The sequence below is a fragment of the Nonomuraea guangzhouensis genome (genome assembly GCF_019396345.1).
GTDB lineage: Bacteria > Actinomycetota > Actinomycetes > Streptosporangiales > Streptosporangiaceae > Nonomuraea > Nonomuraea guangzhouensis.
The window spans coordinates 17,121-28,722 of the sequence record NZ_JAHKRM010000030.1 but is presented as its reverse complement, the minus strand read 5'-3'; the positions used below and the strand labels follow the sequence as shown (position 1 = coordinate 28,722).

The 11,602-nt window shown below is 69.2% G+C and carries 11 protein-coding genes; 7 read left to right on the top strand and 4 right to left on the bottom strand.

Annotated elements, in window-relative coordinates; translation table 11 throughout:
* Positions 1-4: 4 nt before the first annotated feature.
* The gene (locus KME78_RS46580; RefSeq protein WP_219536396.1) at positions 5-643 is read left to right on the top strand and encodes an HNH endonuclease family protein; all 639 of its coding nucleotides are present in this window, start codon (positions 5-7) and stop codon (positions 641-643) included.
* Between the two features lie 26 nt (positions 644-669).
* Here KME78_RS46580 and KME78_RS46575 read toward each other — a convergent pair whose 3' ends face one another.
* Positions 670-1,056 carry a MerR family transcriptional regulator gene (locus KME78_RS46575; RefSeq protein ID WP_219536395.1) on the bottom strand — a complete coding sequence of 129 codons (387 nt, stop codon included), beginning with the start codon at positions 1,054-1,056 and terminating at the stop codon, positions 670-672.
* Between the two features lie 27 nt (positions 1,057-1,083).
* Between KME78_RS46575 and KME78_RS46570 the strand changes: the two genes are divergently transcribed.
* The 3 genes from KME78_RS46570 to KME78_RS46560 are packed head-to-tail and all read left to right on the top strand — an operon-like array spanning position 1,084 to position 2,952.
* A complete protein-coding gene (locus KME78_RS46570; RefSeq protein WP_219536394.1) occupies positions 1,084-1,863 on the top strand; it encodes an MBL fold metallo-hydrolase in 780 nt (259 codons plus the stop codon).
* A 39-nt stretch (positions 1,864-1,902) separates the two neighbouring features.
* Positions 1,903-2,793 (top strand): SMP-30/gluconolactonase/LRE family protein, encoded by an 891-nt coding sequence (locus KME78_RS46565; RefSeq protein WP_219536393.1) that lies wholly within the window; start codon positions 1,903-1,905, stop codon positions 2,791-2,793.
* 18 nt (positions 2,794-2,811) lie between these two features.
* Positions 2,812-2,952, top strand: coding sequence for a hypothetical protein (locus tag KME78_RS46560; protein WP_219536392.1), 141 nt, complete (start codon positions 2,812-2,814; stop codon positions 2,950-2,952).
* Positions 2,953-3,149: 197 nt separating this feature from the next.
* Here the strand turns inward: KME78_RS46560 and KME78_RS46555 are convergent, their stop codons facing one another.
* Complete coding sequence (locus KME78_RS46555) at positions 3,150-4,586, bottom strand: FAD/NAD(P)-binding protein (RefSeq protein ID WP_219536391.1); 1,437 nt, start codon at positions 4,584-4,586, stop codon at positions 3,150-3,152.
* A 179-nt stretch (positions 4,587-4,765) separates the two neighbouring features.
* On the opposite strand from KME78_RS46555, the gene KME78_RS46550 reads away from it, so the two are divergent.
* Positions 4,766-5,863: a helix-turn-helix transcriptional regulator gene (locus tag KME78_RS46550; protein WP_219536390.1), complete on the top strand. Its 1,098-nt coding sequence runs from the start codon at positions 4,766-4,768 to the stop codon at positions 5,861-5,863.
* Between the two features lie 658 nt (positions 5,864-6,521).
* On the opposite strand, the gene KME78_RS46545 is transcribed toward KME78_RS46550, so the two are convergent.
* Together KME78_RS46545 and KME78_RS46540 are read right to left on the bottom strand one after the other, a co-directional pair.
* Positions 6,522-6,815, bottom strand: a complete 294-nt coding sequence (locus KME78_RS46545) for a hypothetical protein (protein ID WP_219536389.1) — start codon at positions 6,813-6,815, stop codon at positions 6,522-6,524.
* 441 nt (positions 6,816-7,256) lie between these two features.
* Entirely contained in the window at positions 7,257-7,460 is a 204-nt protein-coding gene (locus KME78_RS46540; RefSeq protein ID WP_219536388.1) for an SIS domain-containing protein, read from the bottom strand.
* 238 nt (positions 7,461-7,698) lie between these two features.
* On the opposite strand from KME78_RS46540, the gene KME78_RS46535 reads away from it, so the two are divergent.
* The gene (locus tag KME78_RS46535) at positions 7,699-8,622 is read left to right on the top strand and encodes a MurR/RpiR family transcriptional regulator (protein WP_219536387.1); all 924 of its coding nucleotides are present in this window, start codon (positions 7,699-7,701) and stop codon (positions 8,620-8,622) included.
* A 75-nt stretch (positions 8,623-8,697) separates the two neighbouring features.
* Positions 8,698-11,568 carry a glycoside hydrolase domain-containing protein gene (locus KME78_RS67600; protein WP_219536386.1) on the top strand — a complete coding sequence of 957 codons (2,871 nt, stop codon included), beginning with the start codon at positions 8,698-8,700 and terminating at the stop codon, positions 11,566-11,568.
* Positions 11,569-11,602 lie beyond the last annotated feature (34 nt).

Sequence of the window (11,602 nt, the reverse complement as noted above, 5' to 3'; positions counted from 1 at the left end):
ATCCATGACCATCTTCGCAGGGCGGTTCGTGGTCCCACTTCTCACGCTTCTCCTGCTTGTCCCGTCGTTCAGCGCCTCCGCGGCCGCGCTACCTCCTCCGATGTCGGAAGACGGCGCCCGTACGGCACTCGACTGGCTGACCGTCGCCGAGCGGGGCACGCTCGACGGCTACAGCCACGACCGCTTCATGCCCGAATGGGCCCCGAAGCGGGGCATGTGCGACACCCGGGAGATCGTCCTGAAGCGTGATGGCGAGTCCGTCGAGCGGGACGCGTCCTGCCGGGTCGTCGCCGGCACCTGGTACAGCCAGTACGACGGCAAGGTGCTCACCAGCGAGGCCGAGATCGACGTCGACCACCTCGTCCCCCTGGCCAACGCCTGGCGTTCGGGGGCGAACACCTGGAGCGACGCCCGCCGCCAGGCCTTCGCCAACGACCTGACCCGCCCCGAACTGATCACCGTCAGCGCCACCGCCAACATCGCCAAGGGCGGCCGGACCCCGGTCACCTGGCGCCCGCCGCTCGCCGGCTACTGGTGCACGTACGCCCGGTCGTGGATCACCGTCAAGAGCCACTACGCGCTGCGCATCACGAAGGAGGAGAAGGCCGCACTGATCGAGATGCTCGACACCTGCCGGGATTGACCACCTGGCGGTCGTCTCGTAGAGGGCTAGGGGATGCGGGACTCGATCTGCTCGCGGGCGTGCGGGCATTCGTCGAAGCTCAGCGGACACTCCAGCGCGTGCTCGACCAGCTCCTTCGCCGCCCGCGCCCGCGCGATGCGCTGCTCGAGCACGGCCACATGTTCCCTGAGGAGGTCGGCATGCTCCATCGGATCGGGCCCGGCGAGCACCTCGCGCAACGCGCGGAGCCCCAGCCCGGCCTCCTTGCCCATCAAGATCATCGCCACCCGTCGCAGGTCGGCCGGGCCGTAGCGGCGGTGGCCGCTCTCGTGCCTGGCCGGAGCCAGCAGCCCGGCGCTCTCCCAGTGCCGCAGGACGTGCGTGGGCAGCTCGAACCGGGCGGCCAGCTCGCCGATGGTCATGCTTGACTTCATGCGCACATTAACCTTCATCGTGGCCGCATGAGCAACCAAGCCACCCTGGCCGTGACACGCGTGGCCAACTCGTGCGTACTCCTGGAGATCAACGGCCATGCCGTACTCACCGACCCGTTCTTCACCGAACGCTGGCATCTGCACCGGGGCGAACCGCTCGGCATGACCGTCGGCGAGCTGCCACAGTTGGACGCCATCGTCGCCAGCCACTCCTACCCCAACCACTGGGACCTGCGCGCGCTGCGGACGTTCCCCCGCAAGGACGTCACCCCCGTCTTCGTGAGCAGCCCCCGGATGGCCCGCCAGGCGCGGAACCTCGGCTTCCGGCAGGTGGAACACCTCGAATGGGGACAGACCGGCCACCCCACTGAGGAGCTCTCGATCGAGGCGACGCCCGCGGGGCGCACCCTTCTGTGGCGCCACAACGCGTATGTGCTCAGCGCCGGCGGGATCCGGGTCTTCTTCGGCGGCGAGATCCGCGACGTGTCCCTCCTGGAGCGGTACCGCGCCGAACACCCGCCGGTCGACCTGGCGCTGCTGCCGGTCAACGGGCTGCGGGCGTTCGCCGGGCCGCCGATCGTCATGGGTCCCGAGCAGGCCGTCGCCGGGAGCAGCGCCCTGGGGGCCCGGGTGCTCGTCCCCGTGCACGACGCCCACGGCGACGACGACCTGCTCGCCCGCGTCATCCGCCGCAACGGCACCGGAATCGAGGCCAAGTCCCTGGCGGACGCCCGCGAGGAGGGGCCCGAGGTGGTGAACCTGCCGACCGGACACCGATGGACCTACCCGGGCGTCAGCAGCTCGTGATCGACAATAGGGAGGTCCGAGCCCAGTGAGGAGAACGGCATGACCATAGCCGCGTACACCGTGACCGCACCCGTCGCCGAGCACGGGGAAGGCCCCGTATGGTGCGAAAGCTGGGGCGGGCTCCGGTTCGTCGACATGCTGGCCGGTGACGTGCTGGCGCTCGGCCCGGACGGCACGGTCCGCCGCCGCCACGTCGGCGCGGTCGCGGCGGCCATCCGCCCGCGCGCCGCGGGCTCGGTGTCCGGCCAGTACGTGTGCGAAGGTTACGTGGTCGCGACGGAGCGGGAGCTGCTGCTGTCCGACGCCGACGAGCTGGACGCCCCGCTGCGCTCGCTGGGCGAGGCGTGGAGCGATTCGTCGGTACGGATGAACGACGGCGGCTGCGACCCCGACGGCCGCTTCTACATCGGCAGCATGGCCTACGACGAGACACCCGGCCGCGGCTCGCTGTACGTGGCCGAGCCCGGCGGCGGGCTGCGCGTGGTGCTGCCGGAGGTCACGATCTCCAACGGCCTGGACTTCAGCCCCGGCGGTGACCTCGCCTACTACGCCGACACGGCCACCGGCCGGGTCGACGTCCTGGACTACGACCGCGAGCAAGGGCTGACCGGACGCCGGCCGTTCGCGGTCGTGGACCCGGCCGACGGCGCTCCCGACGGGCTCACGGTCGACGCCGAGGGCGGTGTGTGGGTGGCTCTGTGGGGAGGCGCCGCGGTGCACCGCTACAGCCCGGAAGGCCGTCTCGACGCCGTCATCCGCCTTCCGGTACGCAAGGTCACCGCGGTCACCTTCGGCGGCGAGAACCTCGACCGGCTGTTCATCACCACCTCGGCCCTCAACGTCGACCGGACGGAACAGCCGGACGCGGGCGCACTCTTCGCGGCCGACCCCGGCGTGCCAGGCCGCCCCGTCCTGCCGTGCACGCTCTGACCGCGTGTTGGCATCGACGTGGAGATCGTCGAACGCGCGTCTGTCTGTGAGATGACCTGGGGCATCGTCCGGCGCCGTCCGATCGTCGATGACGAAGCGCTGCAGGTGGGTGTTGTCTCCTGCCGCCTGTTGCCGCCCGAAACGGGTCGGCCAGAATGAAGGCGGTGAGGACGGCATCGTAGGTGGCGGCCCAGCCATGGGCGACGCAGCAGCCGCAGGTGCCGCCGCTGGGCTTTGACGATTTCGGATTCGCGATCACCCTGTTCCCCGATCACCTTCGCGCGGGTGCTCGGCCTGGCCAGCCCCGAGGAGGCGGTGGCCGCCGCAGGCACGACGGACAGCATGGACTTCTGGCTCTACCTGCGTAACTCCGTGCTCTTCGCGGCGGTGGCCGTCGCGCCCGCCGGTGAGCTTGTCAGGGCGGACGCGGTGCGGGTGCCTGCGGCGGCGATCCCGGGGATGCCCGAGGTGATGAACGGGCCGCCCGCCAGGTCCCCCACCACGTGCAGGCGCGGGTCGGCGGGGACCAGCCCGCCGCGCGGATGCTGTGCCGCGAGCCCGGCGGCGACCAGCGACGTGACCAGCGGCTCGGCCCCGCGTGGCACGGCCTGGGGCGGCGGGTTCACGGCGTTGACGACGGCGGCGGCCTCCAGGTCACCGCCGTCGCCGCGCACGCGGAACCCGCCGCGTACGGCCTGGATCTTCACCACGCCCGCCACCGCGCTGAGCTGCCCGGACTCGAACAGCCGCATCAGGGCCGCGGCGTTCACCGGCACCATGGGCGAGGCCAGGCTGGTGGCCAGCCGGTGGTGTCGCAGGAGCCTTTCCCGGTCCGACTCGGGCAGCAGCCGCCACACGCGCGGGCCCAGCGTGTGCGCGGTCTCCTGCAGCACGCGCCGCCCGATCCGGAGGTCGTCGACGGCGTCCAGCTGCCGCCGCAACCGCAATACGGGGTCCTCGGTCTCGGCGGCCAGTACGTCGGCGGCGAACTCCGCGAAGTCCTCGCCCGCCTCGGCCAGCTCCTCGCGCAACAGCCCGGCGAGCGCGTCGAGGGTGACGTCAAGCGCCGCCACCCGGCCCTCGGTCACGTGCACGGGCCGGTATGGCAGGGGGCGCTGCCAGACGTGGGGCAGCATGCCGGTGCGCGACACCAGCGCGATGCGCCCGGCATGGCCGCGTGCCGCGAGCGACACGACCACGTCCACGGCCGTCAGCCCGCTGCCGATCACCACGACCGCGGCCTCGTCGGGGATTCGCGCGAGCGTGGAGGCCAAGGGGTACGGATCCTCGGCGCCCAGGCCGTAATGGTCCTGTGGCGTTCCGCCGCCCACGCACACGGCCACCTGGTCGGCCGGGTGATCCAGCCCGTCGTCCGTACGGATGACCAGATGGTGCCCTGATCGCACCGCGGCGACGCCCCTGGCGGCGACGATCCGGACCCGCCACCCCCGACCGCTCAGGCGGATCAGGGCGGCCTCAGCGGTGGCGGCCAGGTAGTCGCCGTAGAGCGCGCGCGGCACCACGGGCTGGCCCAGCAGCCCGTCCAGGTGCTCGGCGGCCCGGTCGGCGCCGAGCCAGGCGGCGTAGTGCCCGGGGTCGCCGTGGCGGATCGACATGATGGCCGGCGGGGCGTTGACCAGGACGCTGGCCAGATCCGGGCCGTACGGCCGCCCTCGCCACAGGTGCGGCGACGGCTCGAACACGGTGATCTCCCCCGGGTCCGCCGCGCCGACGGCCAGCGCGTCCAGCAGGCCGACCGCGGCGGCGCCCGCTCCGATGATTCCGATACGCACAGTGACACTCCCTTTCCGAGGCCCTTCCGGAGGCCCTCACCGAGGACTTTCTGAGGCCCTTTCGAGCCTTGCGCGCACCGCGATCACCGCCCATTCCCCGCTTGAGGGGAATCGGTGTGGAATGAACCCCTCAGCTGAGGGGTTGGCGACAGGGATCAGGAGAGGCAGGCTGACCCCCGATGAGCGAGCTCGACATCCTGCCTGCCGCCGAGCGGGCCTCCGACGCGCTGGACCTCTTCACCCGCGCCTCGGCCGGGCTGCTGCGGCACGTGCCGTTCGACGCCGCTGTGTGGACGGCCACCGACCCGGAGACGGGTCTGGTCACCGCGCCCATGCTGGTGGAGAACCTGGGCGCGGGCGAGGGGTGTGCCGCCTATTGGGAGAGCGAGCTCCTGGAGGAGAACGTCCTCCCCTTCCGCGACCTGGCCCGCGCCGCCGTCCCCGTGGCCGGGCTGCGCGCGGCCACGGGCGACCTGCCCGCGCGCAGCGCCCGCTTCCGGCGACTGCTCGGCGGCCAGGGCGTGGACGACGAGCTGCGCGCCGTACTGCGGACCGGTGACCGGCCGTGGGGCGTGGTGAGCCTGTTCCGCATGGGCGGCGGCCCGCCGTTCGGCACGCGGGAGATCACCCTGCTCGCCGGGCTGTCGACACCCCTCGCCGACCACCTGCGCCGCTTCGCCCGCTTCGCCGGCCCCCGAAGCGAGCCCGGCGACGCGCCCGGTCTGCTGCTCTTCGATGAGTACGGCGAGGCGACCTCGATCAACGAGGAGGCGCGCCGCTACCTCGCGCTGCTTCCGGAGGGCCCGTCGCAGCCGACGGCGCTCGGCTTCCGGCTGCCCATCTGGCTGATCGGCGCCAGCCTGCAGGCGCGGGCGATCGCCCACGGGCACGACCGCGGCAGCGCCCGCATCCGCATCCGTACCGTCGACGGCCGCTGGCTGGCCTGCCGAGCCTCCTGCCTGAGCGGCCCCGGCGGCCGGCCGGGCCCCACAGCACTCGTCATCGAGCCCGCCCCCGCCGCCGACCTGGCGGTCATCGTCACCCAGGCGTACGGGCTGACGCCGCGCGAGTTCGAGGTCGCCCGGCTCGTCGCGCGGGGCTCGGCCACCGCGGAGATAGCCGCGGCACTGTTCGTCTCGCCGCACACCGTGCGCGGCCACCTCAAGGCGGCCTTCGCCAAGACCGGCGTCTCCAGCCGCGGCGAGCTGGTCGCCCGGTTGTTCACGCTGCGCCCTAAGCCTGCGCCGACAGGTCCTGCCAGTTGGCCCAGTTCTTGAGCCGGTCGGACCGCGACAGTCATCGACCACGATTTCGGAGCTCTGGATGTCGTCGCTGCGCCCGACGGAGGTTGGCCGGCGATCGCCTGTCGGGACCGGACGGTCCGGGCCTGGGACGTGGGCAGCGGCACACTCCGCCAGTTCAACGAGGTGTGGGACCTGCCGAGACGCCGTCTCGATCTGGGATGCCGAGACGCTCGATCTGCTGCGGAAATTCCGGAGCGGTTCGTTTCGGTCGCGGCGGACGGATGCCGGGGGACGGGTACGGATCTGGCGGACCTCGACGTGACCGGTACCTTCAGCGCCCGCCTTCGCGTCGGTGGACAAGGAGCGGGTGCTCGCGGCAACCGCTGGTGGCGGACGGGTCTGGCTGTGGACCGGCGGTGGGCAACAACCGATTCGGTTGCGTGACGCCGAGACCGGTGAGGCCGGGAGCACCATGCGACCGGTGGGCGCAGTGCCGAACCTGGGCGGTCTCGACTCGTGCGTAATGGCGCCGGACGGCTCGTGGCCGGCCACCGTGGCCGATTCCGAGATCATCATCTTGGATGCCGCGACCATCTGGGATCCGCACGGCGCCACGGCCGGGGATGGAGATCATCGCGGCGGGGGATCCAGCTGGTCTACTACGTCGCCACCGCTGTGGTCTGGACGGTCTTCACTCGGGCGTGAGTCGCACGGTGGATCCTGCTCTGTCCAGTTCCAGCACCACCAGCTCGTTGACGCCCGCGCGCAGCAGGGGAGCGGGCAGGTGGAGGCGTTCCTGCGGACCCCGCTCCCGGTGGCGGCCCAGGCAGAAGCCGTTGACCCAGACGTAGCCCTTGCCCCAGCCGGGCAGCTCCACGAAGGTGTCGGCGGGGTCGGACACTTCGAAGGTGCCGTGGAAGAAGCTGCGGGGCTCCTCGACCAGGTCGCCGAAGGTCGCGGGCACGGTGAGCGGGTAGGCGGTCACCTCCCAGTCGTGCAGAAAATGCTGGCCGTGCCGGACCCCGCCCTTCCAACAGAGCCGTACGTACGTCGTCCAAGAAATGCTCTCCTCTCCTGATCCCTCTGTGAGGGGCGGGACAGAAGTGCAGTTAATACGGCAAGGGCGGCGATATCTCCACCAACCGCCGCGAGGAGCCGAGCCGAAGGAGCGCGGCCCGTCATCACCCCGCACTGCCTGGCCCGTCTCCTGCTCACCCGCCCCGACCGGCTGCGTGATATCGCGCAGGCCTTGCCGCCCAAAGGCAGTGGCAGCAGCGCGTCGCCGTGTGGCGAGCCGTTGTCCAGACATCCGTTCACGCCGGAGTTGGACGCGATGACGAAGATGTCTTCCGGGCGTGGCGTGGCGAGGTCGTAGAGCTGGTGCGCGACGGATGGATCTCGTTCCAGGAAGGGATCGAACAGCGCCTCACGGGGGGCTGTCGCCGAGGATCACCACGTCACGTAGCGCGATCTTGTTGGTCGGTACGAGTCCACCGGCCCGGCCGGCGATCTCCATGGCTAGGCTCTCGGAGTGCCCGGTGCCGAAAGCCTGGATCACCCCACCCGCGCGGATCGACGCGGCGATGAGTTCGGCCGCGGTCTGAACCGTGAGTTGCTGCGTGGCAGCCACCCGGTCCAAGACGGTTCTGGCGGCCGAGAGATACGCCGCGGCACTGGGACGGTTCTGATCCAACACCACGGACAGCCCTTCATGGGGGATAGTTTTTCACCGTTCGAAGCGCCATTGTGGAGGCAGGCGGCCCCCGTCTCAGGGATGATGCTACTGCTCACGAGCTAACAAGCATCGCGATACGGCCTTGACGGCGAGCGGTAACGAAGAATAATTTCTCTACGAGTGAGGAGCAAGCATGTCGACTTACCAGCCGTCGAGCGGCATCATCGAGCGCATCCGCGGGCTGCTGCCCACGATGCCGGACGCCCAGCGGTCGCTGGCCGAGCTCGTGCTCGGTGATCCCGCGGCCGTGGCCCGGATGACCATCGTCGAGTTGGCGGAGCAGTGTGGGGTGTCCACCGGTACCATCACGAGGTTCTGCCGGGCATTGGGGATGAATGGATATGCCGCGTTGCGGATCGCGCTTGCTTCTGACAGTGGGCGGATCGGTGGGGGTACGTGGGCGGCGCATATCGGGACGGATGTGACCGAGGGCGATGATATCCGGCAGGTCGCCAATGTCATCTCCGCCAATATCGGGCACGTTGTGGCCGAGGCGATCGCCAATCTTGATCTGGCTGTGGTGGAGCGTGCGGCGAGTCTGCTGGCCGCGGCTCGTCGGGTGGTGGTTTTCGGGGTCGGCGGTAGCGCTACGACGGCGTTGGGGTTCCAGCAGTTGTTGTACCAGATCGGTGTGCCGGCATGGGTGTACACCGATGCTCACATGGCGCTGACCGGTGCCGCTTTGATGACGCGCGGCGATGTGCTGGTCGCCGTCTCGCACAGCGGGCGGACGCGCGAGGTCTGTGATCTTGTCGCCGAAGCTCGTTCGCACGGCGCGAGAACGATTGCCATCACCAACGATCTGGCCTCCCCGGTGGCCCGTCGAGCCGAGCTCGCGCTGGCGACCGCGGTGTTTGAGATGGGTGGCTCCAGCACCGAGAACATCCTCGCGCGCCACGCTCAACTGGCGGTCCTGGATGTGCTGTACATCGCCATCGCCCAGCGGACCTTCGAACAGACCAGGGAAGCGATAGCCGTCGCGACGGAAGCGGTGCGGCCCTACAAGATTGTCGATGCCGCGGGCGGCGTCGACAGCGCGGACGTCAGGCACACGTAGCCGGACCAGCGGCTGGGACGTGGCGCGTGCGAGGACACATCGAAAGGCTTTTACCTTCCGAAAAGGAGCACAGTCGTGCCACAAAGGAGAATGCCGCGCAGGCGGCGCACGGGATTACTGCCGTTATGGGTGGCGCTGCTCGTGCTGCTCGAGTTGACCGCCGTCGCCCCGGCCCACGCGGCGGCCGGGATGCGGATATGGATGGCCAGTGCGGCGGACCGGGTGTTTTCCACCTCGCAACCGGCATCGTCGGCACCGACTTCGATCGACTTGTATGCGGCGCGGGGTGAGCAGGAGGCCGCCCAGATCGCGGTCCGGCCGTCCTCGGCCGAGGCGCTCACTGATGTGCGGGTGACCGCGAGTGCGCTCACCGGGCCGGACGGGGCGAGTATCCCGACGTCGAACATCCTGCTGCGGCGGGCGTACGACCATCCGAACATCCAGGTGATGCCAGGCGATGCCGAGCTGCCGCCGGCCGGGGGCACGAGTTACTACGACGCCCTGGTGGAGAATCCCTCGGGGGAGGACCCCCCGCACAACGTGGATGGGGGAGTCACCCAGCCGTACCACTACAGCGTCACCGTGCCGGTGGGACAGGCGCCCGGCGTCTATACCGGGACCGTGGCCGTGAGCACCGGCAATGCGGGTGAGGCCACGGTGAACGTGCGACTCGTGGTCTACAACGTGACCCTGCCGGAGCCGAACAAGTCCACGTTCAAGATGAACAACTGGTTCACCTCCGCAGGGTGGGACTACAACGGCACCATCAGGGCGATCCCGACCCAGTACAAAGACGCGCCGATGTACGGCGACAACTGGTGGAAGGTAATCAAGAGCATCGCGGCCAACCACAGACGGCACCGCAACAACGTCATCCACGCCGATTTCCAGGCCCTGCTGATCCCGGACACCACGGTCGGCCCCGGAGGTGAACTGCGCTTCGGCTGGGCGACCTTCGACCGGTTCATCGAGACGTTTGTGAAAGAGCGCGCCCTGCAGTACATCTACACGCCAACCCTGCTGGAGAATCCTGAGCCGGGTTCGTCGCGCGATGTCACGGCAGAGATCCTGCGCAACGTCAACGGTGTGGTCGAGCGCGTATTGGTGACTCCGCAGAGCCCGGAGGCCAACGCCTACTACGACCGGGTCTTCCCCGCCCTCAAGGCGCACCTGGACGCCAGGGGCTGGACCGACCAGTTCTACATGAGCGCGTTGGATGAGCCTAGGACGGAGCAACACTGGACCTCGGCGAACTGGTTGTACGGCAAGTATCGCAAGTACTTCCCGAACCCCCGGACCAACGAGGCCCACCACGCGAAGGTGCCTGCTCTGGCCGGCAACCTCACCACGATCACCCCGGTCCTCAGCCACTACGAGCAGCAAATGGGCTACTACCAGACCCTGCGTGCCAACGGCACCGAGCTGTGGTTGTACAACTGCATCATCCCCCAGGGCGCGCAGATGAACAGGTTCATCAGCTACCACCTGGCCAAGACCCGGCTCACACCGTGGCTGACCTGGAAGATCGGCGGCACCGGCTATCTGCACTGGGGCTGGAATTACTGGTTCCACCTCAGCGACCCGAACAAGCCGGCAAATACCTTCACCGACCGGCAGAGCGGTGACAACTGGCTGGTCCGGCCGAACAGTGATGCCTATGACATCTACGACAGCCTGCGCAGCGAGGCACAGCTCGACGGGCTTGAAGACTACGAGCTGCTGAACATGCTCGCCAAGACCAAGCCGCTGTTGGCTCGACTGGTCGCGTCGAGCCTGATCACGGACACGGTCACCTACAGCCGCTCCGGGGCCGAGGTGGACGCACGCCACAAGATGCTGCTCGAACTCCTCGTGGACGGCGGCCCGGACCGGCGATTCCCCTACACCGACAACTTCAGTGCGGGCGACGCCAACTGGCAGCCTGGCAGGGGCTCATGGTCGGTGGCGTCAACCGGTGAGTACCTCCAGACCAACACGTCGGACTGGGGCTTCACCTCGACACCGAGATCCAGCGCGTACGGCGACGTGGTCGCCTCCGTCGACTTGAAGATCGTCGGAGTGAACTCCGACGGCGGCAACATGAACTGGGCCGGATTCATGATCCGCAGCTCCAACGCCACCGACATGGATACCGGCTACCTCGTGGCCCTGCGCAACAACGGCCAAGTCTTCATCTATCGTTCCGGCCAGGAATTGGGCCGCGCGACAGCCGGAAACTACCGCGCCGGGACATACACCCGGCTGCGCGCCATGGCGTTCGGAAACAAACTCAGCGTTCACGTCGGCAACGATCCACAGCCCGTCCTCACCGTCACCGACGACGCCTACCCGGCGGGACATGTCGCCCTGGTGACCGGCGGGGCCAGTGTCCGATTCGACAATTTCACCGTCAACCCCGACAACAACATGGCCGACGGCAGGCCCGTCACCACCTCCAGCACCTACTCCGCCGACGGCTGGCATCCGATGGCGGCAGTGGACGGGATACAGTCCTCGACTCCCGGCTCGATGGGCTGGACCAGTGCGGCCGGTACGTCCGCGGACCGCACCGAGTGGATCATCGTGGACCTCCAGTCCAAGCGTTCACTCAGCCGTGTCGACCTCTTCCCGCGCTCCGACGGCGCGAACGCCGGCATGGGGTTCCCCGTCGATTTCACCGTGCAGGTGTCGCCCGACGGCAACTCGTGGAGCACTGTGGCGTCCCGCACGAATTATCCCCGCCCAGGCGCCGGCGCGCAGACATTGTCCTTCCCAACCGTGGAAGCCCGTTACGTCAAGGTGGCCGGAACGAAACTCAGCAGCGACCCGTTCGGCGCCTTCCACATGCAATTGGCCGAGATCGAGGCCCACAGCGGGACCCTGGCCGCCGAACATCCGGTGTCGGCGTCCAGCCCTGACGATTCCGCAGCGAGCACCAATCAGCGACTCGACGCACCAACGGCATGAAAGCCGGAGCGATTCACCGAGAGGCAGGCAAACG